Origin of the sequence: Pseudoxanthomonas sp. J31 (assembly GCF_000510725.1) — a bacterium.
GTDB lineage: Bacteria > Pseudomonadota > Gammaproteobacteria > Xanthomonadales > Xanthomonadaceae > Pseudoxanthomonas.
The window spans coordinates 397887-418395 of sequence record NZ_AZNZ01000002.1 but is presented as its reverse complement, the minus strand read 5'-3'; the positions used below and the strand labels follow the sequence as shown (position 1 = coordinate 418395).

Here is a 20509-nt window from a genome sequence, read left to right as displayed (position 1 = left end):
CTGGCCCGGAGCGTGGGCAGGGTGCAGGGCCAGGCGCCTGCCTGCCCGGGACCTGCAGGTGCTGTCCGGGCAAGGGCGGGCTGGCAGTGCGGGTGGCGTCAGGGGCTCGCGATCCGGCGCTGGTCCCAGCGGATCTGCAGCGGCTGTTCGTCGCGCCAGGCACCGATATGGATGTGCGGGCTGCGCGAATAGCCATTGTTGCCGACCCGGGCCAACTGTTGCCCGGCGCGCACGGCTTCGCCCTCGCGCACCACCGGGTCCTGGATATGGCCCAGCACCACCTGGGTGCCGTCCGCGGCTTCCAGCAGGATCATCGAAGCCGGCGGCTTGCCGGCGATGCCCGGCTCGTTGGTGACCGGGTTGAGCAAGATCCTGCGCACCGTGCAATCGCAGGGCGAGAGCACCGGCTGGTTCCAGCCGTACCAGTCGGCGTTGCTGTAGCCGTCGTTGCGGTACAGGCGGGTGAAGGCGCGGCCATCGCTCTCGACGAACTCCTGGACCAGGCAGTCCTGGCCAAGGTCGTCGCCCAGGTAGCCGAGGTCGCCCGCGGCGTGCTCGGTGCAGGTGTAGCGCGTGGCGTACAGGGGGTGGGCGAGGAACTGCGGCGGCGGCTCGGGATCGGTCCGCGAGGACCGGGCCGACGCGGCCGGCACGACCACCAGGCCCAGCAGGGCCAGCGCCCACTTCGACTGCAGGATGTTCCGGAACTCCATGCACCCTCCCCGTGCGCGTCGATGCCGGGCGAGCTTAGCAAGCCGCAAGGCGCGCCGAACGTGACCGGGTTCGCATGGGCGTTCACTGCCTGCCGACCCCACTGGCCCTAGCTTCGCGCGGAGGAGGATCCCGCCACGACCACGGAGCGATGATGCCCCGCCGCAAGCCACGCGTGCTCAAGCTGGCCACCTACAACGTCAACGGCATCGGCCCGCGCCTGCCGCACCTGCTGGCCTGGCTGGAGCGCGAGCAGCCGGACGTGGTGGCGTTGCAGGAGTTGAAGGCGCGCGGCGAGGCGTTCCCGGCGGCGGAGCTGGAAGCGGCTGGCTACTGCGCCATCTGGCATGGCGAGCACCGCTGGAACGGCGTGGCGCTGCTCGGGCGCGGGGCCAGGCCGGTGGAAAGCCGCCGCGGGCTGCCGGGCGACCGCGACGACCACCAGAGCCGCTACATCGAGGCGGCGGTGCATGGCATGGTGGTGGGCGCGCTGTACCTGCCCAACGGCAACCCGCAGCCGGGCCCGAAGTTCGACTACAAGCTCAAGTGGATGGCACGCCTGGCGCGGCACGCCGCGACCCTGGTCGAACTGCCGCATCCGGTGGCGCTGCTCGGCGACTTCAACGTGATCCCCAGCGACGAGGACGTGTACGACCCGAAGTCGTGGAAGCGCGACGCGCTGATCCAGCCGGAGGTACGCCAGGCCTACGCGAAGCTGCTGGCCCAGGGCTGGACCGACGCCCTGCGCCAGGTGCACGGCCAGGCGCGGATCTACACGTTCTGGGACTACTTCCGCCCGCACTTCGAACGCGACCGCGGCCTGCGCATCGACCACCTGCTGCTCAATCCGGTGCTGGCGGCCGGGCTGGAGGATGCCGGGGTGGACCGCTGGGTGCGGGCGCTGGAGAAGCCCAGCGACCATGCCCCGACCTGGGTAACGGTGAAGCTGCCGCGGTAGGGGCAGGCGAAGCGCCACGCGCCGCTGCATCGCCAAGCTCCGGGCAACGGGACCCCGGGCGCGTGGAGGCCGCCATCACCCGCCGCCGGCGATGCTGTGCGCATGCCAATTCCTTCCCCCCGCGCCTGGCTGCAGGCCCATCGCACCGGCCTGCGCCGGGCCGGCTGGACCTTGCTGGGCCTGTACCTGCTGTACCTGTTCGCCGCCAACCTGTTCCTCAACGGCGCCATTGGCGAGCGCGTGGCCAACCGCAAGCCCGACCGCTACCACGCGCGCTGGGACTGGGCGCTGAGCGCCTACCCGGGGCATATCCACGCCAGCGGGGTGGTGATGGGCGGGCATGCGCGCACCAACCGCTGGGCGGTCGCCGCGACCCGCGCCGACGGCCGCATCCGGGTGCTGCCGCTGCTGTGGCGCACGGTGTCCTTCGGCACCATCCGCGCGCACGACGTTTCCGTGCATGTGTCCAGGGTCGCCGAGGACAAGCTGCCATCGAAGCGCGAGGGCCGTGGCTGGACCCTGGATTTCCCGGCCATCACCACGCCCAGCCTGCTGCGCCTGGATTTCTACCAGGCGCGGGTCAGCGGCCGCGGTGACGCCCGCTTCGTGTTCACCAAGCAGCTGCAGGGCGGACCGATGGCGGTGGGCGCATCCACCCTGCGCATGCCCGAAGCCACCCTGTCGGTGGCCGGGGTGGAACTGCTGCGCGGGGGCAGGCTGGAGTTCGGCCTGGCGATCCCGGCGCATATCAGGGAACGGGCGCAGGGCCGGGAGAAGTTCGGGATCCTGGACGCGTACCTGCGCGCCGAGGGTGCCGCGCCGGCGATCGACCTGTCCGCGCGCCATGGCGAGGCGCTGCCGCTGGGCGCGCCCGGGCAGGCCGGTCACCTGCGCGCGGACCTGGCGCTCAGCCGCGGCGTGTTGCGACCCGGCAGCCGCCTGGACTGGTCGGCGCCGGTGCACGCGCTGGATGCGGAAGGGCGGCCGGTGCGGTACCCGCTGGGTGCGGCGCTGCGCACGCGCCGCGAGGCGATCGAGCTGGCGCTCCGCATGCCGCGCACCAGGCCCGGTGCACCCTGGCTGCAGGCCGACCTGCGGGTGGACGACCGCCGCCTGGGGCCCGACGACTGGCTGCGTCCGGTGCGTGCGCTCAACGGCCGCCTGCGCACGCACTGGCCGCAGCTGCCGCTGCGCTGGATCGACACCCTGCTGGACGACCTGGCCTGGCTGGAGGTGGACGGGCGCGGCGACCTGGACGCCGATATCGTGCTGGCCGACGGCCAGCCACGGCCCGGCAGCCGCATGGACCTGGACCGCCTGGGGCTGGCCGCGCGCGTCCTGGACAACCGCTTCGCGGGACAGGCGCAGGCGCGTGTCCGCGTGCTGGAGCAGGCCGGCGCCCCGCGCACCGAAGCCGACATCCGGCTGCGGCACTTCGCGCTTGGACCCGAAGCACGTCCGGGCCAGGTGGACCTGCGCGGGCGCGACCTGCGCCTGGAGCTGGTGTCGGCCGGCCCGTTGGCGGAGTTCCAGCAGCACCTACGGGCGCGGCTGCGCTTCGAGGACGCGGAGGTGCCGGACCTGCGCAGCTACAACCGCTACCTGCCCGGTGCCAGTGCGCGCTTGCTGGGCGGCAGCGGCCTGGCCGGCGGCGACCTGCACCTGGACCGCGAGGGCGGCATGGTCGACGGCCACATGCGCCTGCGCGGGCGCGACGTGCGTTTGGCGCTCGGGCCTTCGCGGCTGTCGGGCAACGTGGCACTGGACAGCCGCCTGCGCCGCTTGCAGGTGGGCGAACGCCGCTACGCGGTCGAAGCGCTGAGCGTGGACCTGGACGGCGTGCGCCTGGAGCAGGAGCGTGGCGGCCAGGCGCCCTGGTGGGCGCGCATGCGCCTGGAACAGGGCGAACTGCACTGGCGCGAGCCGTTCGAGGTCAACGGCCGCGGCACGGTGGAAATGCGCGACGCCAGCGTGCTGCTGGGCCTGTTCGCCGAGCGCAAGGCGTTCCCGCGCTGGATCGGCAACCTGGTCGATTCCGGACGGGCCCAGGCCAGCGGGCGGTTGCGCATCCGCGACCAGGAACTGGTGTTCGACCATGTCCACGCCAGCAACGACCGCATCGGCCTGCAGGCGCGGCTGCGCATCGCCGGCGGCCAGCCCGACGGCGACCTCTACGCGCGCTGGGGCGTGCTGGGCATGGGCGTGGAACTGCAGCCGGGGCAGCGCAGGCTGCACCTGGCCGGGGCGCGCGAGTGGTACGAATCCAGGCCGGCGCTGCTGCCGGAGTAGCTCAGGCGCCGCCGAGCGCCTGCAGCTCGGACACCTGCTGCAGCCATACCTCCGGATTGCAGGCCTGCAGCGCCTCGGCCGTGGCATAGCCCCAGGCCACCGCGCCGAAGGCCAGCCCGGCCTGGCGCGCGGCCTCGGCATCGGAGGCCTGGTCGCCGATGTAGATGGCACGCGCGGCGGGCACGCCGGTGCGGGCCAGCACCCGCCGCAGGCGCCGCGCCTTGCCGAACAGCGAGGCGCCGCATTCGACGTGGGCCAGCAGGTCCCAGCAGTCCTCGCCCAGGATGCGGCGGCTGTTCTGCGCCGAGTTGCTGGTGACCAGGGCCAGGCGCATGCCACGCGCATGCAGGGCGTGCAGGGCCTCGCGTGCGCCGTCGAAGCAGGCGATGGCATGGCCCTCGGCCTGCATCAGCCGGCGGAAATCCCGCGCCACCAGCGGCAGCCGCCATGCCGGCAGGCGGGTGTGGCGCATGACCTGGCGCGGGCTCATGCCGCGCAGGTGCTCGACCTCGTGCGCGGCGATCGGGGCGAAGCGGTGCCGCTGCGCCAGCCGGTTGTGGTTGGCCACGAAGAAACCGAAGGAGTCGGCCAGGGTGCCGTCGAGGTCGAACACCGCCAGGTCGTAGCGGCGGCAGGTACCGGTGGTTGCGGCGGTGATGGAAGGCATGCGGCGGGCGCGGGTGGCGGGAAGGACGCGATTCTGCCCGGTCCCGCCCGGCCCGTGCCCGTGCCGTCATTCACCCTCGATTTCCTGCAGCGCCACCTCGAAGCGGCGCGCGTAGCCCCGTTCCCCGCTGACCCGCGCCACCTCCGCGTAGGGCGTGTCGGGGGCGCCGTAGACCGCGCAGGCGACCTCGCCGTCCTGCCCGGTGCCCACCTGGCGCAGGCGGTAGCGGGACTGGCCACCGCCGCCGTCGGGCGGGTAGTGCATGGGCGGCTTGCCCGGGTCCAGGTCGATCTCGGTGTTGTCGACCACGCCGCCGACGAACAGGCCCCGGATCATGGTGCACCTCGCTGCTGTGGGGATGGCTGCAGGTTCCTCCCGGGCGCGTGCCCGGGCGGTCAACGCGCCTGCACGATCTTCCGGGCGAGCGCTTCAGTCCACGTCCACCACCCGGCCGCAGCGGTCGATCAGGAACCGCGCGCGCCGGCGGCCGTGGTAGAAGGTGGCGCGCCAGGTGCCGGCGTCCTCGCCGGTGCCGCGCTCGCACAGCACGGCGATCCTGCCCTGGTCCATCAGCCGGCGGAACTCGGGCACTTCCAGGCCGACCCGCGCCGCCACGCGGGCACCGTCGATCTCGAGGGCGGGAAGGTTGCCGCTGGCCATCGCATGCCTCCTGTGCCCTCCCAGCATCACAGGGCGGCGGGATGGCGTCCTTGATCCAGGTCATGCCGCCACGCGCGGACAAGCGGTGGCCCCCACTGGCGGCGGGGATAATGGCCGCCCGGCCCACCCAGGAGTTCCCCGAGTGCCAACCACGCCCCGCCTCGAGCAGCACGCCACCCGCGCGGCCTTCTTCATGCCCGGCTTCGCCATCGCCGCCTGGGCGCCGCTGGTGCCGTTCGCCAAGGCGCGCGCGGGGCTGGACGAGGCGATGCTGGGCATCGTCCTGCTGTGCCTGGGCGCGGGCTCGCTGGTGGCGATGCCGCTGGCCGGCGCCCTGGCCGCGCGCCAGGGGTGCCGCCGGGTGATGGTCGCGGCGATGCTGGCCGCCAGCCTGGCGCTGCCGGCCCTGGCGGTGGCCCCGGGCGCGGTCGGCCTCGGCCTGGCGCTGTTCGTGTTCGGCGCGGCCATCGGCGCGATGGACTGCACCATGAACCTGCAGGCGGTGGCGGTGGAGCGCGAGAGCGGGCGCGCGCTGATGTCGGGTTTCCACGCGTTCTACAGCATTGGCGGGTTCGCCGGCGCGGCCGCCATGACCGCGTTGCTGAGCGCCGGCGCCGCGCCGCTGTCGGCGTGCGTGGCGGCGGTGGCGGTGGTGCTGGCGCTGGTGGCCGCCGCCTGCCGCCACTGGCGCGCTGAAGAGGTGGATTCGGACGTGCCGGCCTTCGCCTGGCCGCGCGGCAGCGTGCTGCTGATCGGCGCGGTGTGCTTCGTGATGTTCCTGGCCGAGGGCGCGATGCTCGACTGGGGTGCGGTGTTCCTCGACCAGGCCAAGGACATGGATCCGGCGCGCGCGGGCGTGGGCTACGTGGCCTTCTCGCTGGCGATGACCGTGGCGCGCCTGAGCGGCGACCGCGTGGTCCAGGCGATCGGTCCGCTGCGCGCGGTGGTGGCCGGCGCACTGGTGGCGTTCGCGGGTTTCGCGCTGATCGTGCTGGCGCCGGGGGCGTGGGCGGCGCTGGGCGGGTTCGTGCTGGTGGGGATCGGCTGCGCCAACATCGTGCCGGTGATGTTCTCCGCCGCCGGGCGCCAGGCCGCGATGCCGGAAAGCCTGGCGGTGCCGGCGATCAGTACCCTCGGCTATGCCGGCGTGCTGGCCGGGCCGGCGCTGGTCGGCTTCGTCGCCCACGGCACCTCGCTGCAGTTCGCGTTCTGGTGCCTGGGTGCGGCGGTGCTGGGAGTGGCGGTGGCCACGCGCTGGTTGCGCGCCTAGCCGGCGGCGGCGTTGGCATCGCCGCCGCGCCGCTTCGTGCGCCAGGCCATGACCTGGCCGACGATGGCGGTGGCCAGCAGGCAACTGTTGGTGACGATGAACACGGTGTTGTCCAGCAGCACCGAGTAGACGATGAACAGGGCCGAGGCGGTGGCCTGGCCGACGAACAGCCAGGTCGACACGCCTTCGCCGCCGCTACGGGCCTGCTTGAGGATCTGCCGCGCGAGGGTGGCCAGCAGCACCGCCGATGCGGCCCAGCCGATCAGGTCCGGGTTCATGGCCGGCTCCGGCGGCGTCGGTGGCTGGACTGGCTGCAAGATGGGCGCGTCATCGTCTGCACGGGAATGGCCGGAGGCGGCCCAGCTTCGCGCGCGGAGGGTCAAACCGGGGTGAGGCTCCCGCCCTCAGGCATCATCGGCGGCGCGCGGACCCGGCAAGGCCGGGGAGATGCGGCCGGTTTCCACCCATTCGCGCAGCCGGCGCAGGGCCTGGCCGGCCAGCAGCAGGGGTGCCGGGTCGGCCTGGCGGCCCAGCAGTCCGGTGGGGAAGCCTTCGGCGTGGAACGCGACTTCCAGTGCCACTTCGGTGCCCGGGCGACCGCGGGCGGGCAGGGCGGTGAGTTCGCTGGACAGCAGGAATCCGCCTTCGCCTTCGGCGTGGTGGCAGGCACGCGCCGCGTCGCGCGCATCCAGGCGCAGGTGCACCCGCGGCGACGGTCCCAGCGGCGTCCTGACCCGCCACAATCCGGCATCCCCGCCGGCCACGGGCTCGGCCGCGCCGTCGAGGATCCGTGCCTGCACGGCCGGATCGCACCAGGCATCGAGGATGCGCGTGGCGCCGGCCTGGAAGGTCAGGCTGCGGCGGATGCGGAGGCGGGGCTTGCCCGCGTGGGGCGCGGGTCCGTTCACGGCCTGCCCCCGGTGATGGTGCAAGCCGGGGGCAGGCAACGTGGTCGACAGGCGTGGCGATGGCTTTGCATTGATCCGTCGTTGGGGTGGGGCGCGCGGCCACGCTGTCCGGTCGCGGGGGGCCCGCGCGTGAATCGCCGCGGTGGCCGCGATGCAAAGCGTGCAATGGCGACCGCGGTCGCGGATCGGGTTCAGGAGGAGCCGACCCGCACCACGCGTTCCACCTCGTCCAGCCAGTACAGGTGCATGCCGCCGTCGCCGTCGTCGACCCGGAACAGGCCGTTGGTGCCCTCGTTGCCGTCCGGATCGAGGAACTGCTGGATCGCCGGGCGCTCGGGCAGGGTGCCGCGCAGGATGCTGCCGTCGCGCATGTGCACCTCCACCTCCAGCTCGCCGTCCAGCTCCAGCTGCAGGGCCTTGAGGCGTTCGATCGCCTGCGGGTCGGAATGCACGCGCGGTGCGATGGCTATGCTGTTCATGGCCGTCCTCCATCGGGGACTGCACACGCTAGCCGGAGGCAAGTGACCGCCGGATCATGGCCGCGCCTGCACGTGGCGTGGACCGCGCCGGCCGCAGTCTGGAGCGCCATCCTGCGGAGCACGCGGCCATGACCGATCCGACCCGGACCGCGCCCCCGCTGCCGGAGCCCGGCAGCGTCCTGCCCACCCGCGGCCATGTTTCCACCCGTTCCCTGCCGCGCAACCCGCCCTCGCAGCGTTATCGCCCGCCGGCCAAGCTGGGCCTGGGCGGGGTGGCGTTCGGCAATGGCTTCGCCGCGGCCAGCGACGCGCAGTGCGAGGCGACCCTGGCCGCGGCCTGGGAGGCCGGCGTGCGCTACTTCGATACCTCGCCCTGGTATGGCCTGGGCCTGTCGGAACGGCGCTTCGGCCATGTCCTGCACCGGCATCCGGCGGAGGAATACGTGCTGTCCTCCAAGGTGGGCCGGCTGCTGACCGGCACCAGCGGCCCGCTGCAGGAGACCATGTGGGTGGAGCCGGCGCCGTTCCGCTACCGCTACGACTATTCGGCCGCCGCGACAAGGCGCTCGGTGGAGGACAGCCTCAACCGGATGGGCGTATCGCAGCTGGACGTGGTGTTCATCCACGACCTGTCGCCGGACAACGAGCAGGACCTGGGCATGCCCTGGGAGCGGCGCTTCACCGAGGCGGCCAAGGGTGCCATGCCCGAACTGACCCGGATGCGGGCGGAAGGCCTGATCAAGGCCTGGGGTTTCGGGGTCAACCGCCCCGAGCCGGCGCTGGCTGCGCTGGAGGAAGCCGATCCGGACATCTTCCTGCTGGCCTGCCAGTACTCGCTGCTGGACCACGCCCGGGCGCTGCACGAGACCTTCCCGAGGATCGCCGCGCGCGGCGCTTCGGTGGTGGTGGGTGTACCCCTGCTGGCCGGCTACCTGGCCGGGCGCGACCGCTATCTCTACGAAGGCGAGGTGCCGGACTGGGCACCCGGCAAGCGCGCGCGGGTGCAGGCGGCCTGCGATCGCCACGGGGTGGACCTGCGCACCGTGGCCCTGCAGTTCGCCGCGGCGCCGGACGTGGTGGCGGCGGTGATCCCGGGCGCGCGCACGCCGGAGCAGGTGCGGGCGAACGTGGCTTCGATGGCGGTGGACGTGCCGTCGGCGCTGTGGGCGGAACTGAAGGACGAGGGCCTGGTCGAACGCGAGGCCCCGGTGCCGGCGGCCTGAGCCGCCGGGAGGCCGCGACGCCAGCGGGGGCGCCGCGGCCCTGCCGGCTCAGCCGGCCTGCGGCTCCGGCTCGCCGGTGGCGCCGGCCTCGCGCGCGGCCACGCGGTCATGGCTGTGGTCGCGCGCCAGGTACAGGTAGAACGCCGGCAGCACGAACAGGGTGAACGCGGTGCCGATGGTCATGCCCGAGGCGATCACCATGCCCAGCGAGAAACGCGCGGCGGCGCCGGGACCCTTGGCGAGCAGCAGCGGGATCATCGCGAACACCAGCGCCGCGGTGGTCATCAGCACCGGGCGCAGGCGGATGCCGGCGGCCTGCTCGATCGCCTCGCGCCTGGACAGGCCTTGCAGCTGCAGCTTGTTGGCGAACTCCACGATCAGGATGCCGTGCTTGGAGATCACGCCGACCAGGGTGACCAGGCCAACCTGGGTGTAGATGTTGATGCTCATGCCCGGGAATGCCTCGATCCCGGCGATCTGCAGCGCGCCGGCCACCAGGGCCAGGAAGTTGAGCACCAGCAGCGCGCCGGAGATCGCCATCGGCACGGTCACCAGCATGATCAGCGCGTCGCGGAAGCTCTCGAACTGCGCGGCCAGCACCAGGAAGATCGCCACCAGGGCGAAGCCGAGGGTGACCAGCATGGTCGCGCCCTCCTGCTTGTACTGGCGCGACTCGCCGGCGTAGTCGACGCTGTAGCCCTGCGGCAGCACCTCGGCCGCCGCCTCCTCCAGCACCCGCAGCGCCTCGCCCTTGGACACGCCCGGGCGCGGGGCGAAGGTGATCGCCACCGCGTTGAGCTGCTGGAAGCGCTTGAGCGTCTGCGGCTGCGCGGTCTCCTTCAGCGTGACCAGGGTCGACAGCGGCACCAGCTCGCCGTCGCGGGTGCGGGTGTAGTAGTTGCGCAGCTGGTCGGCGTTGAGGCGGTCGCTGCGGCGCACCTGCGGGATGACGCGGTACGAGCGGTTCTCCATGGCGAAGCGGTTGGTGTAGCCACCGGACAGCATGGCGGCCATGTCCGCGGCCAGGGTGCGCATGTCGATGCCCAGCGAGGCCGCCTTCTCGCGGTCGATCTGCACCTCGACCCGTGGCTTGTCGATCTTCAGGTCCTTGTCCAGGAAGATGAAGCGGCGGCTTTCCATCGCCTTCTGCAGGATCGCGTCCGACAGCTCGTTGAGCTGCTGCAGCGAGCCGATGCCCAGCACCAGGAACTCGCCGCCGCCGTCGCCGCCGGCGGTGGGCAGCGAGGGCGGGACCAGGGCGAAGGTGTTCAGGCCGGTGACCTGGGCCAGCTTCGGCTGCAGCTCCTGCTGCAGCACCTGGTTGGTCGAGCGCTCGCGCTCGCTCCATGGCTTGAGCACGAAGCCGGCCATGGCGCTGTTGCTGGCGCCGCCGCCCCCGCCGAAGCCGCCGTTGAACAGGAAGAAGTCGTTGACCTCGGGGATCTCCGCGGCCATCGCGTTGATCTGCGCGGTGTAGCGCTCGACGTAGTCCAGGGTGGTGTAGGCGTCGGCGCTGCCGATGGCGAAGATGAAGCCCTCGTCCTCCAGCGGCGCCGGCTCCTTGGGCGCGGTCCAGTACAGCAGCCCGCAGGACACCAGCACCAGCAGGCCGAACACCGCGATCACGCTGCGCGTCTCCAGCGCGCCGTGCAGGCGCCGCTGGTAGCCGCTGCGCAGCTTCTCGAAGCGCGCGTCCAGCCAGCCCTCCAGGCGGCCCTTGCCGGCGCCGTTCGCGTGCGGCTTGAGGATGCGCGCGCACATCATCGGCGACAGGGTCAGGGCGATCACGCCCGAAAGCAGGACCGAGCCGGCCAGGGTGAAGGCGAACTCGGTGAACAGCACGCCGGTCAGGCCACCCTGGAAGCCGATCGGCAGGTACACCGCCACCAGGGTGGTGGTCATCGCCACCACCGGCCAGGCCAGCTCGCGCGCGCCCTTGATCGCCGCGTCGTGCGGGCTCATGCCCTCCTCGATGTGGCGGTGGATGTTCTCCAGCACGATGATCGCGTCGTCCACCACGATGCCGATCGCCAGCACCATCGCCAGCAGGGTCAGCAGGTTGATGGTGTAGCCGAGCAGCAGCATCAGGAACATCACGCCGACCAGCGACAGCGGCACGGTCACCGCCGGCACCAGCACGCTGCGCAGCGAACCGAGGAACAGGAAGATCACCACGATCACGATGACCACCGCCTCGATGATCGTGCGCACCACCTCGTTGATCGCGTCCTCGATCGCCTCGGTGCTGTCGTACGGGATGGACGCCTCGATGCCCTCCGGCAGCTGCGGCACGATCTCCTCGTCCCACACCCGGCGCACCTCCTCGATCACGTCCAGGGAGTTGGCGTCCGGGGAGACGAAGATGCCCATGAAGGTGGCGGCGTCGCCGTTGATCTGCACCGAGGTGCCGTAGCTCTCCGAGCCCAGTTCCACGTCGGCCACGTCGCCCAGGCGCACGATCGCGCCGTTCTCCTCCCGCACGATCAGCCGGCGGAACTCCTCCGGGCTGCGCAGGTCGGTGCGCGCGGTCAGGTCCACGGCGACCATCTGGCCCTTGGTCGAGCCCAGCGCCGAGAGCACGTTATTGGCCTGCAGCGCCTGGTGCACGTCGCTGGCGGTGACCCGCAGCGCGGTCATGCGGTCGGGCTTGAGCCACACGCGCATGGCGAAGGTGCCCGCGCCGAGGATCTCGGCGCGCTGCACGCCGGGGATGGTGGCGATGCGCGGCTCCACCGCCCGCACCAGGTAGTCGGTGATCTGGTTGTTGTCGAGCCGGTCGCTGGCGAAGGAGACGTACAACGCCGCGATCTGCTGGCCCTGTTGCAGGTCGATCACCGGATCCTCGGACTCGGCCGGCAGCTGGCTGCGCAGCTTGTTGACCTTGGCCGCGATCTGGGTGAGCGCCTCGTTGGCGTCGTGGTCCAGGCGGATGTAGGCCTGGATGGTGGAGATGCCGGCGGCGCTGGTCGAGGTCAGGTAGTCGATGCCCTCGGCCGAGGCCACCTCGCGTTCCAGCGGGGTGGTGATGAAGCCCTGCATCAGGTCCGCGTCGGCGCCGTAGTAGGCGGTGCTGACGGTGACCACCGCGTTCTGCAGCTCCGGGTACTGGCGCACGTTGAGCTCGGAGAACGAGCGCAGGCCCAGCAGCAGGATGAACAGGCTGACGACCAGGGCCAGGACCGGCTTGTTGATGAAGATGTCGGTGAATTTCATCGTGTCCTCCTCCGGCCGCGGGGGCGGCCGGGGTGGTGGGCGCCGCGCGGGCAGCGGCCGGGAGCGGCGGCGTTGCCGCCGGTCAGCGGTTCTCGGGACGCGGGTCGGGGTCGGCCTGCGGGGTCACCGTGTTGTTGATGAGCACCGGGGCGTCGTTGCGCAGGCGCAGCAGGCCGCTGCTGACCACCACCTCGCCGGGCTCGAGGCCGTCGGTGATGCCGACCAGGTCGCCGCGGGTCGGGCCGGTGGTCACGAAGCGCTGCCTGACCACGTGCTGCGGTGCCTGCTGGCCTTCCTGGGCCTCGGCGTTCTTCACCTCGTCCGGGGCATCGACCAGCACGTAGACCGAGTTGCCGTATGGGTTGAAGCTGACCGCGGTCTGCGGCACCACCACGACCTGGCGCGGCTGGCCGAGGTCGAAGCGCACCCGGGCGAAGGTACCCGGGCGCAGCACCCCGTCCGGGTTGGCCAGGGTGGCGCGCACGCCGAAGTTGCGGGTGTTGGTCTCCACAGCCGGCTCCACCGCGGTGATCTCGGCCTCGAACGCCTGCTCGGGCAGGGCATCCACGCTCACCTGCACCTTGCTGCCGACCACCACCTGGTTCAGGCGCTGCTCGGGCAGGGTGAAGTCGACGTGGATCGGGTCCAGCGCCTGCAGGGCCACGATCGGGTCGCCCGGGTTCAGGTACTGGCCCATGTTGATCCGGCGGATGCCCAGCACCCCGTCGAACGGCGCGCGGATGGTCTTCTGCGCGATCAGGGCGCGCTGCGCCTCGGCCTGGGCGTGGGTCTGGGCGGCGTCGGAGACGCGCTCGTCGACCTCGGCCTGCGACACCAGCTTCTGCGCCCCCAGCTCGCGCCAGCGGTCGCGCTGGGTGGCGGCCAGCTCGGCGGCCGCCTCCAGTGCGTTGAGCTGGGCCAGCTCGTTGGCGGTGTTCAGCTGCACCAGCAGGTCGCCCTTGCGCACCCGCTGGCCGGACTCGAAGGCGATGCGCTGGACCACGCCGCCGGCCTCGGTGGTGACCTGGGTGCCGTTGTCGGCGACCAGGGTGCCCACCGCCTCGGCGGTGTCGCTCCAGGTCTCGGCGCGCGCCTCGAAGGTGCTGACCTCCACCGGCGGCTGCGGCATGTTGTCGAAGAAGCTGTTGAGCGCGCGCTGCGACGCGAACCACAGCCCGAACACGCCGCCGAACACGACGACGAACAGGATCAGCATCAGGGTCATGCGGCGGCCGGTGGATGGCGGGCGCCCGGCGCGTTGCGGCTTGCTGGCACTCATGTGGGGTTCCATTGCTTCAGGTCGTACGGGGGACGGGTCGCGACGGGGCGGCCGCGCGGGCGGCCCCGGTCCTTGCGATGAGATGCGGCATTGCCGGCGCCACGGCGGGGGACGGCGGCGGCAGGGAAAGCGCGAATCTGGCCGCAGGCCGGTTGCCGGCGCAACGGCTGCCGGGCCCGGCCGGATCCTGGGCCATAATCGGCCGCCCGTTCCAATGCCTTGCAGACTGCCGATGAGTGCACCCGCCTCGCCACGTCGCATCCTGTTCGCAAGCCTCATCGGTACGACGATCGAGTTCTTCGATTTCTACATCTACGCCACCGCCGCGGTGCTGGTGTTCCCGAAGCTGTTCTTCCCGGCCTCGGAGCCGACCGCGGCCACCCTGCAGTCGCTGGCGACCTTCGCCCTGGCCTTCCTGGCGCGGCCGCTGGGCTCGGCGGTGTTCGGCCACTACGGCGACCGCATCGGGCGCAAGGCGACCCTGGTGGCGGCGCTGCTGACCATGGGCATCTCCACCGTGGTGATCGGCCTGCTGCCGACCTATGCCCAGGTCGGGGTGCTGGCGCCGGCGTTGCTGGCGCTGTGCCGCTTCGGCCAGGGCCTGGGCCTGGGCGGCGAATGGGGCGGGGCGGTGCTGCTGGCCACCGAGAACGCGCCACCGGGCAAGCGTGCCTGGTACGGCATGTTCCCGCAGCTGGGCGCGCCGCTGGGCTTCCTGTGCTCGACCGGGGTGTTCCTGGGGCTGGCGCACTTCCTGGACGAGGGCCAGTTCATGGCCTGGGGCTGGCGCGTGCCGTTCCTGGCCAGCGCCGCGCTGGTGCTGGTGGGCCTGTGGGTACGGCTGCGCATCACCGAAACCCCGGCGTTCCGGAAGACCCTGGAGCGCGAGGAGCGCGAGCGCCTGCCGATGGCCACGGTGCTGCTGCGCCACCCCGGCACCCTGGTGGTGGGCACCCTGGCCCTGATGGCGACCTTCGTCCTGTTCTACCTGATGACGGTGTTCGCGCTGAGCTGGGGCACCTCCGGCCTGGGCTACGGGCGCGAGCAGTTCCTGCTGCTGCAGATGGCCGGCGTGCTGTGCTTCGCCGCGACCATCCCGCTGTCGGCGGTGTACGCCGACCGCTTCGGCCGGCGCCGGGCGATGATCCTGGCCACCGTCGGCATCATCCTGTTCGGCCTGCTGTTCAAGCCGCTGTTCGAGGCCGGCAGCGCCTGGCAGGTGTTGCTGTTCCTGTGCGTGGGCCTGGGGCTGATGGGACTGACCTACGGTCCCTGCGGCACCATCCTGGCCGAGATGTTCCCGACCCCGGTGCGCTACACCGGCGCTTCGCTGGCGTTCAACCTGGCCGGGATCCTGGGTGCGTCGCCGGCCCCGTACATCGCCACGCGGCTGGCTGCCAGCCACGGCATCGGCGCGGTCGGCGCCTACCTGGCCGGCATGGCCGCGCTGACCCTGCTGGCGCTGCTGCTGGTGCCGCGCCAGCCGGTGGACTGAGCGCGCCGGCGCTGCCCGCGCGCCGGCGCGCCCGGCTCAGTGGCGGGCGTGGCTGCTGTGGCCGTGGCGGTGGAACAGCCGGCCCATGGTCCGCGCCAGCCAGCCGCCTTCCTGGTGCTCGCGGGCGAAGCGGTTCAGGTGCCGGCGCACCTGCTCGGAGTAGGCCTTGTCGTCGTTGCGGATGTGGTTGAACAGCCAGCGCGAGAGCATCCCCTTCAGCTCGTCGACCACGTCCTCGCCGGCCTGGAAGCGCATGCGGTACTCGGCCACCCGCTTGGTGAACACCTCGTGCACCCGCTTGTGCGCGGCGCAGAACGGGTAGCCGGCTTCCTCCATCAGCTCCTCCTCGAAGGCGAAGTGGGAGAGGGTGTAGTCCACCAGTTCGTCCAGCACCTCGCCCACGGCCAGGGACGAGGCCCCGGTCTGCGCCTGGTGCAGCTGGTTGATCATCGACACGATGCGGCGATGCTGATCGTCGATCACCTCGATGCCGGTATCGAGGTCGTCCTGCCAGATCATCAGGGACATGCGGTCATGCACTCTCTGTGGATGGTGGGCGCAGGCTATGGGCGCGGCCGGCGGCCGGCCTTGATCGCGATCAAGCGCCCCCGCCGAACAGGCGCTTGAGCGCCGCGGCGATCCAGCCGCCGCCGGCCTGGCTGCGCGCGAACTCGTCCAGGTAGCGCCGCACCTGTCCGGCGTAGGCCTTGTCGTCGTTGCGGATGTGGTTGAACAGCCACACCGAGAGCATGTCGCGCAGCTCGGCGATCACGTCCTCGCCGGCCTGGTGGCGCTCCTGGTAGCGCGCCACCCTGCGCGCGAACAGCTCGTGCACCCGGCGGTGGGCGTCGGCGAGCGGGTAGCCGGCCGCCTCCATCAGTTCTTCCTCGAAGGCGAAGTGCGATTGCGCGTAGTCGACCAGGTCGGCGAGCACCTCGCCGGCGCGCTGCGGCGTGCGTTCGGACAGCTGGTTGATCATCGCCAGGATGCGCCGGTGCTGCTGGTCGATGACATCGATGCCGGTGTCGAGTTCGTCCTGCCAGGTAATGGTCCGGACCATGCTGCCTCCCCCCTGAGGCGACCGAATGGACCGGCGAAGGCTAGGGGCAGGGGCGCGCGGCGGACCTTGATCCTGATCAACCGCCGCGGATGGCTCAGCCGGCGTCGACCACCCGGTTGCGGCCGCCGGCCTTGGCCAGGTACAGGCGGCGGTCGGCCTCGGCCAGCAGGCTGTGCAGGGTGTCGCCGATGCGCGCGTTGCAGGCGCCGATGCTCACCGACAGGCGCAGCTCGCCGTGCTCCACCGGCAGGCGCAGGTCCTCCACCCGCAGCCGCAGGTCCTCGAGGTGGTCGTGCAGGGCCTGGCCTTCCAGGCCCGGCAGCAGCATGCAGAACTCCTCGCCGCCGAAGCGGGCGATGTGGTCCTGCGGCCGGGCATGGGCGGAGATCGCCGAGGCCACCGCGCGCAGGGCGCGGTCTCCGGTCTCGTGGCCCCAGGTGTCGTTGACGTGCTTGAAGTGGTCCAGGTCGAGCATGACCATCGCCAGCGGCTGGCGCACGTCGCGCATGCGCGGCACCAGGCGCTCGGCCTGGTCGAGGAAGTGGCGGCGGTTGGGCAGGCCGGTGAGGAAGTCGCGGGTGGCCAGGTCCTGCAGGCTGCCGATCAGCTCCAGCTGGTCCACGTTCTGCGAGACCCGGCAGAAGAACTCCTCGCGCGAGTACGGCTTGCGCAGGAAGTCGTTGGCGCCGTTCTTGAGGAAGCGCGCGACCAGGCCGGGGTCGTCGCGCCCGGACACGCCGATCACCGCCATGCGGTCGCGCGCGCGCAGGGCGCGCAGGCGGCGGGTCAGCTCGATGCCCTGCATGCCCGGCATCTCCTGGTCGACGATCGCCAGGCGGATGGTCGGGTCGGCCTCCACCGCGGCCAGGGCGCGGTCGCCGTCCGGCGCCTGCACCACGCGGTAGCCAAACAGTTCCAGCAGCAGGCCGGCATGGGCGCGGGCGCTGGGCGAGTCGTCCACCACCAGGGCCGAGATGCGGCGGTTGCGCTCCAGCCGCTGCACCAGCCAGACGATGTAGTCCAGGCTGCCGGGGGTGTTCTTGAGCACGAAGTCGATGATCTGCCGGCGCAGCAGGCGCTCGCGCAGCTCCTCGTCGTACACGCCGCTGACCACGACGGTGGGCAGCTCGCGGCCGAGGAAGCAGTCGACCACGGCCTCGTGGTCGCCATCGGCCAGGACCAGGCCGGTCAGCACCAGGAACCAGTCGTCGTGGGCGGCCAGCGCGGCGCGGGCCTCGGCCAGGGTCGAGGCCACCGTCACCGGCAGTTCCAGCTGCTGTTCGATCGCCTGGGCCACGGCCTGCACGAACGCACGCGAGTTCTCCACCAGCAGGACACGCTGTGGAAGCGAAGGCGAAGGCGAAGGCGGATTGGGCGCTATCGCGGGCATGCCCCGGCCATTGCACGGTTCGTCCCAGTGCTTAGCGGCCAGGCCGGGGCGGACTTTAGAGGTGCGTCACGTTTTTCCCGGGCCCGGGTCTTACCACAGCGCGTCGCGCAGCCGGTACCAGGCCATGGCCGCCACCAGCAGCGGCATGCGCAGCAGGCGGCCGCCGGGGAAGGGTGCGTGCGGGATCTTCGCGAATGCGTCCAGCCGCCGCGACTGCCCGGCGATGGCCTCGGCGATCAGCCGCCCGGCCAGGCCGGTGGTGGCCACGCCGTGGCCGGAGAAGCCCTGGGCGAAGTACACGTTGCTGCCCAGCCGGCCCCAGTGCGGGGCGCGGTTGAGCGAGATGTCCACGTAGCCGCCCCACAGGTACTCGATCGGCACCCCGGCCAGCTGCGGGAACACCTTGCGGATGCGCCGCCGCATCACCCCGCGCAGGTTCGGCGGCGGATAGCTGGAATAGCTGGCGCGCCCGCCGAACAGCAGGCGGTGGTCGCGGGACAGGCGGAAGTAGTCCAGCGCCCAGTTCACGTCGGCCACCGCCATGTCGTTGCGGATCAGGGCGCGCGCGCCGTCCTCGCCCAGCGGTGCGGTGGCGGCGATGTAGGTGCCCACCGGCATCACCCGGGATTCCAGCTGCGGGGCGATACCCCGCAGCCAGGCGTTGCCGCACAGCACGGCGAAGTCGCCGCGGGCCTCGCCGCGGGCGGTGCGCAGCACCGGCTTCGGGCCCTGCACCAGCTGCACCACCGGCGAGCGCTCGTAGATGCGCACGCCGGCGGCCAGCGCGGCGCGGGCCAGGCCCAGGCAGTACTCCAGCGGGTGCAGGTGCCCGGAGGCGCGGTCGTACACCGCGCCGAGGTAACGGTCGCTGGCCAGCTCCTGGCGCAGGCGGGCGCGGTCCCACCACTCCAGCGGGTAGTCGTAGCGCTCGGCCATCTCCACCAGGCCGGCGCGCAGGTCGCGTTCCTGGCGCGGCTTGATCGGCACGTGGGCGTGGCCGTCGCGCCAGTCGCAGGCGATGCCGTGGCGGGCGATGCGCCCGCGCAGGCGCTCCATGGCCTCGCGCGACAGGTCGAACAGCAGCCGCGCCTCCTCCGGGCCCAGCAACCGCTCCAGGGTGGACTGCTCGCAGCCGTAGCCAACGATGGCCTGGCCGCCGTTGCGCCCGGAGGCGCCCCAGCCGACCCGCTGCGCGTCGACCACCACCACCTTGTAACCGGCCTCGGCCAGCTCCAGCGCCGCGGTCAGGCCGGTGTAGCCGGCGCCAAGGATGCACACGTCGGCCTCGACCACGCCTTCCAGCGCCGGCTGTTCCGGCAGGGGTGCGGCGCTGGCGGCGTACCAGCTGGGCGGGTAGGGCGCGTTCACCGGCGGCTCCGGGCGCGCATGGGCTCAGACCGTGCGCAGGTACCAGGCATAGTCGACGTCGCTGACCAGGGTGTTGAAATCCAGCATCTCGCGCCGCTTCTGCTGGCCGTAGACGTGCCGGAAGGATTCGCCGTACCAGTCGGCGGCGAAGCCGCTGGCGAGGAAGTCCTCGATCGCCTGGCGCCAGTGCGGCTGACCGGCCTCGAACTGCTCGTAGGCGTTGCCGACCACCGGCGGGCCCGGATCCTGGCGGGTTTCCAGCCCGTGCAGGATCCCGGCCAGCACCGCCGCGGCGACCAGGTAGGGATTGGCGTCGGCGCCGGCGATGCGGTGCTCGATGCGGGTGTTGGCCGGGTCGCTGTGCGGGATGCGCAGGGCCACGGTGCGGTTGTTGAAGCCCCAGCTGTCGTTGAGCGGGACGAAGGCGTTGGCGACGAAGCGGCGGTAGCTGTTGGCGTGCGGCGCGAACAGCAGCAGGTTGTCGCGCGCGCTGGCCTGCAGTCCGGCCACGGCGTGGCGCAGCGCATCAGCCGGCGCATCCGGGGTGCAGGCGAACACGTTGCGGCCCTCGCGGTCCAGCAGGCTCACGTGCAGGTGCATGCCGCTGCCGGCCTGCCCGGCCAGCGGCTTGGCCATGAAGCTGGCCAGCGCGCCGTGCTGCTGGGCGATGGCCTTGATCACGCGCTTGAGCAGCACCGCGTCGTCGCAGGCGGCCAGGGCGTCGGCGCGGTGGCCGAGGTTGATCTCGAACTGGCCCGGCGCGTACTCGGCCACCGCGGTGTCGGCGGGGATGCCCTGGGCGCGGCAGGCGCTGGCCACGGCGTGGATGAAGTCGGCGTTCTCGTCCAGGTCGTCGATCGAGTAGACCTGGGTGCTGTCGTTGCGGCGCCCGCTGGCGGGGTTGGACGTGGGCTGCGGGCGGCCGTCGGCATCGGGCAGGCGGTCGAACAGGTAGAACTCCAGTTCCACCGCCAGCACCGGGGTCAGTCCGGCCGCGGCAAAGCGCTCCAGCACCCGCTGCAGGACCCGCCGCGGATGCGCCTCGAACCAGCCGCCGTTGCCGTCCTCCATCTGCAGCAGCAGCTGCAGCGCCGGCCGTGGCGACCACGGCACCGGGCGCAAGCTGCCGGGGATCGGGCGGCAGATCCGGTCCTCGTCGCCGATGTCGTAGCCCAGCCCGGTTTCCTCCACGGTGTTGCCGCGGATGTCGGCGGCCACCAGCGACATCGGCAGGCACACGCCATTGGCGTACACCTTGCCAAGCGCCGAGGCCGGGACCCGCTTGCCGCGCAGCACGCCGTTGGCGTCCGGCAGCAGCAGGTCGACATGGGCGTCGGCCGCGCCCTCCATGGCCTGCAGGGTGGCCAGGTCGGCGGCGGGGAGGGCAGGGGCGGACGGAGGGGTCATGACGGGACCTCGGCGGGACGGGACGAGGGTAACAGCGGTCCGGTCGTCAAGAATACTCAACGCCGCACCGGGTCCATGCACCGCTGTGGTGCGGGATGCGGGCCGGGCCGTGTTGTAAAAATAAAACGCCCG

General features: G+C 72.1%; 19 protein-coding genes. 5 read left to right on the top strand and 14 right to left on the bottom strand.

Annotation, left to right across the window (positions count from 1 at the left end; all coding sequences use genetic code 11):
- Positions 1-98: 98 nt before the first annotated feature.
- Positions 99-713 carry a M23 family metallopeptidase gene (locus PSEJ31_RS15685; protein ID WP_051403656.1) on the bottom strand — a complete coding sequence of 205 codons (615 nt, stop codon included), beginning with the start codon at positions 711-713 and terminating at the stop codon, positions 99-101.
- 152 nt (positions 714-865) lie between these two features.
- On the opposite strand from PSEJ31_RS15685, the gene xth reads away from it, so the two are divergent.
- Positions 866-1669 carry an exodeoxyribonuclease III gene (gene xth / locus PSEJ31_RS0105220; protein WP_028914855.1) on the top strand — a complete coding sequence of 268 codons (804 nt, stop codon included), beginning with the start codon at positions 866-868 and terminating at the stop codon, positions 1667-1669.
- Positions 1670-1771: 102 nt separating this feature from the next.
- Positions 1772-3958, top strand: coding sequence for a hypothetical protein (locus PSEJ31_RS0105215; RefSeq protein WP_028914854.1), 2187 nt, complete (start codon positions 1772-1774; stop codon positions 3956-3958).
- 1 nt (position 3959) lies between these two features.
- On the opposite strand, the gene PSEJ31_RS0105210 is transcribed toward PSEJ31_RS0105215, so the two are convergent.
- The 3 genes from PSEJ31_RS0105210 to PSEJ31_RS0105200 all read right to left on the bottom strand — a co-directional run bounded on the left by PSEJ31_RS0105210 (position 3960) and on the right by PSEJ31_RS0105200 (position 5285).
- Positions 3960-4625, bottom strand: a complete 666-nt coding sequence (locus PSEJ31_RS0105210; protein WP_019397879.1) for an HAD hydrolase-like protein — start codon at positions 4623-4625, stop codon at positions 3960-3962.
- A gap of 66 nt (positions 4626-4691) precedes the next feature.
- Positions 4692-4958, bottom strand: a complete 267-nt coding sequence (locus tag PSEJ31_RS0105205; protein WP_026010367.1) for a hypothetical protein — start codon at positions 4956-4958, stop codon at positions 4692-4694.
- 96 nt (positions 4959-5054) lie between these two features.
- Positions 5055-5285, bottom strand: coding sequence for a DUF6522 family protein (locus PSEJ31_RS0105200; RefSeq protein ID WP_019397881.1), 231 nt, complete (start codon positions 5283-5285; stop codon positions 5055-5057).
- A 193-nt stretch (positions 5286-5478) separates the two neighbouring features.
- Between PSEJ31_RS0105200 and PSEJ31_RS0105195 the strand changes: the two genes are divergently transcribed.
- Positions 5479-6555, top strand: a complete 1077-nt coding sequence (locus tag PSEJ31_RS0105195) for an MFS transporter (RefSeq protein ID WP_051403665.1) — start codon at positions 5479-5481, stop codon at positions 6553-6555.
- Here the strand turns inward: PSEJ31_RS0105195 and PSEJ31_RS0105190 are convergent.
- The 3 genes from PSEJ31_RS0105190 to PSEJ31_RS0105180 form a co-directional block, all read right to left on the bottom strand.
- Positions 6552-6833 carry a hypothetical protein gene (locus PSEJ31_RS0105190; protein ID WP_019397883.1) on the bottom strand — a complete coding sequence of 94 codons (282 nt, stop codon included), beginning with the start codon at positions 6831-6833 and terminating at the stop codon, positions 6552-6554. The genes PSEJ31_RS0105195 and PSEJ31_RS0105190 overlap by 4 nt on opposite strands.
- A 126-nt stretch (positions 6834-6959) precedes the next feature.
- A complete protein-coding gene (locus PSEJ31_RS0105185; RefSeq protein WP_028914852.1) occupies positions 6960-7463 on the bottom strand; it encodes a hypothetical protein in 504 nt (167 codons plus the stop codon).
- A gap of 191 nt (positions 7464-7654) precedes the next feature.
- Entirely contained in the window at positions 7655-7942 is a 288-nt protein-coding gene (locus PSEJ31_RS0105180) for a DUF3247 family protein (protein WP_019397885.1), read from the bottom strand.
- Between the two features lie 128 nt (positions 7943-8070).
- Between PSEJ31_RS0105180 and PSEJ31_RS0105175 the strand changes: the two genes are divergently transcribed.
- A complete protein-coding gene (locus PSEJ31_RS0105175) occupies positions 8071-9165 on the top strand; it encodes an aldo/keto reductase (RefSeq protein WP_051403655.1) in 1095 nt (364 codons plus the stop codon).
- A 48-nt stretch (positions 9166-9213) separates the two neighbouring features.
- On the opposite strand, the gene PSEJ31_RS0105170 is transcribed toward PSEJ31_RS0105175, so the two are convergent.
- Positions 9214-12378, bottom strand: a complete 3165-nt coding sequence (locus PSEJ31_RS0105170) for an efflux RND transporter permease subunit (RefSeq protein ID WP_028914850.1) — start codon at positions 12376-12378, stop codon at positions 9214-9216.
- 82 nt (positions 12379-12460) lie between these two features.
- On the bottom strand, positions 12461-13657 hold the full coding sequence (locus PSEJ31_RS0105165; RefSeq protein ID WP_051403654.1) for an efflux RND transporter periplasmic adaptor subunit: 1197 nt from the start codon (positions 13655-13657) through the stop codon (positions 12461-12463).
- 232 nt (positions 13658-13889) lie between these two features.
- Here PSEJ31_RS0105165 and PSEJ31_RS0105160 point away from each other — a divergent pair, with 232 nt between their 5' ends.
- Positions 13890-15152, top strand: coding sequence for an MFS transporter (locus tag PSEJ31_RS0105160; protein WP_125076127.1), 1263 nt, complete (start codon positions 13890-13892; stop codon positions 15150-15152).
- A 36-nt stretch (positions 15153-15188) separates the two neighbouring features.
- Here the strand turns inward: PSEJ31_RS0105160 and PSEJ31_RS0105155 are convergent, their stop codons facing one another.
- The 5 genes from PSEJ31_RS0105155 to PSEJ31_RS0105135 all read right to left on the bottom strand — a co-directional run bounded on the left by PSEJ31_RS0105155 (position 15189) and on the right by PSEJ31_RS0105135 (position 20377).
- Positions 15189-15680, bottom strand: coding sequence for a bacteriohemerythrin (locus PSEJ31_RS0105155; RefSeq protein WP_019399667.1), 492 nt, complete (start codon positions 15678-15680; stop codon positions 15189-15191).
- A 70-nt stretch (positions 15681-15750) separates the two neighbouring features.
- Positions 15751-16212 (bottom strand): bacteriohemerythrin, encoded by a 462-nt coding sequence (locus PSEJ31_RS0105150; protein WP_028914847.1) that lies wholly within the window; start codon positions 16210-16212, stop codon positions 15751-15753.
- 94 nt (positions 16213-16306) lie between these two features.
- Positions 16307-17602 carry a diguanylate cyclase gene (locus PSEJ31_RS0105145; RefSeq protein WP_037034502.1) on the bottom strand — a complete coding sequence of 432 codons (1296 nt, stop codon included), beginning with the start codon at positions 17600-17602 and terminating at the stop codon, positions 16307-16309.
- 90 nt (positions 17603-17692) lie between these two features.
- The gene (locus PSEJ31_RS0105140; protein WP_019399670.1) at positions 17693-18970 is read right to left on the bottom strand and encodes an FAD-binding oxidoreductase; all 1278 of its coding nucleotides are present in this window, start codon (positions 18968-18970) and stop codon (positions 17693-17695) included.
- A gap of 24 nt (positions 18971-18994) precedes the next feature.
- Positions 18995-20377 carry a glutamine synthetase family protein gene (locus tag PSEJ31_RS0105135; protein ID WP_028914845.1) on the bottom strand — a complete coding sequence of 461 codons (1383 nt, stop codon included), beginning with the start codon at positions 20375-20377 and terminating at the stop codon, positions 18995-18997.
- Positions 20378-20509 lie beyond the last annotated feature (132 nt).

What these genes read in the sequence shown, in the direction of transcription:
- PSEJ31_RS0105195 (WP_051403665.1), top strand. Translation starts at nt 5,479, where the DNA reads ATGCCCGGCTTCGCCATCGCCGCCTGGGCGCCGCTGGTGCCGTTCGCC.
- PSEJ31_RS0105175 (WP_051403655.1), top strand. Translation starts at nt 8,071, where the DNA reads ATGACCGATCCGACCCGGACCGCGCCCCCGCTGCCGGAGCCCGGCAGC.
- PSEJ31_RS0105145 (WP_037034502.1), bottom strand. Translation starts at nt 17,602, where the DNA reads ATGCCCGCGATAGCGCCCAATCCGCCTTCGCCTTCGCCTTCGCTTCCA.
- PSEJ31_RS0105170 (WP_028914850.1), bottom strand. Translation starts at nt 12,378, where the DNA reads ATGAAATTCACCGACATCTTCATCAACAAGCCGGTCCTGGCCCTGGTC.
- xth (WP_028914855.1), top strand. Translation starts at nt 866, where the DNA reads ATGCCCCGCCGCAAGCCACGCGTGCTCAAGCTGGCCACCTACAACGTC.
- PSEJ31_RS0105155 (WP_019399667.1), bottom strand. Translation starts at nt 15,680, where the DNA reads ATGTCCCTGATGATCTGGCAGGACGACCTCGATACCGGCATCGAGGTG.
- PSEJ31_RS0105135 (WP_028914845.1), bottom strand. Translation starts at nt 20,377, where the DNA reads ATGACCCCTCCGTCCGCCCCTGCCCTCCCCGCCGCCGACCTGGCCACC.
- PSEJ31_RS15685 (WP_051403656.1), bottom strand. Translation starts at nt 713, where the DNA reads ATGGAGTTCCGGAACATCCTGCAGTCGAAGTGGGCGCTGGCCCTGCTG.
- PSEJ31_RS0105190 (WP_019397883.1), bottom strand. Translation starts at nt 6,833, where the DNA reads ATGAACCCGGACCTGATCGGCTGGGCCGCATCGGCGGTGCTGCTGGCC.
- PSEJ31_RS0105180 (WP_019397885.1), bottom strand. Translation starts at nt 7,942, where the DNA reads ATGAACAGCATAGCCATCGCACCGCGCGTGCATTCCGACCCGCAGGCG.
- PSEJ31_RS0105215 (WP_028914854.1), top strand. Translation starts at nt 1,772, where the DNA reads ATGCCAATTCCTTCCCCCCGCGCCTGGCTGCAGGCCCATCGCACCGGC.
- PSEJ31_RS0105200 (WP_019397881.1), bottom strand. Translation starts at nt 5,285, where the DNA reads ATGGCCAGCGGCAACCTTCCCGCCCTCGAGATCGACGGTGCCCGCGTG.
- PSEJ31_RS0105150 (WP_028914847.1), bottom strand. Translation starts at nt 16,212, where the DNA reads ATGGTCCGGACCATTACCTGGCAGGACGAACTCGACACCGGCATCGAT.
- PSEJ31_RS0105210 (WP_019397879.1), bottom strand. Translation starts at nt 4,625, where the DNA reads ATGCCTTCCATCACCGCCGCAACCACCGGTACCTGCCGCCGCTACGAC.
- PSEJ31_RS0105160 (WP_125076127.1), top strand. Translation starts at nt 13,890, where the DNA reads ATGAGTGCACCCGCCTCGCCACGTCGCATCCTGTTCGCAAGCCTCATC.
- PSEJ31_RS0105165 (WP_051403654.1), bottom strand. Translation starts at nt 13,657, where the DNA reads ATGAGTGCCAGCAAGCCGCAACGCGCCGGGCGCCCGCCATCCACCGGC.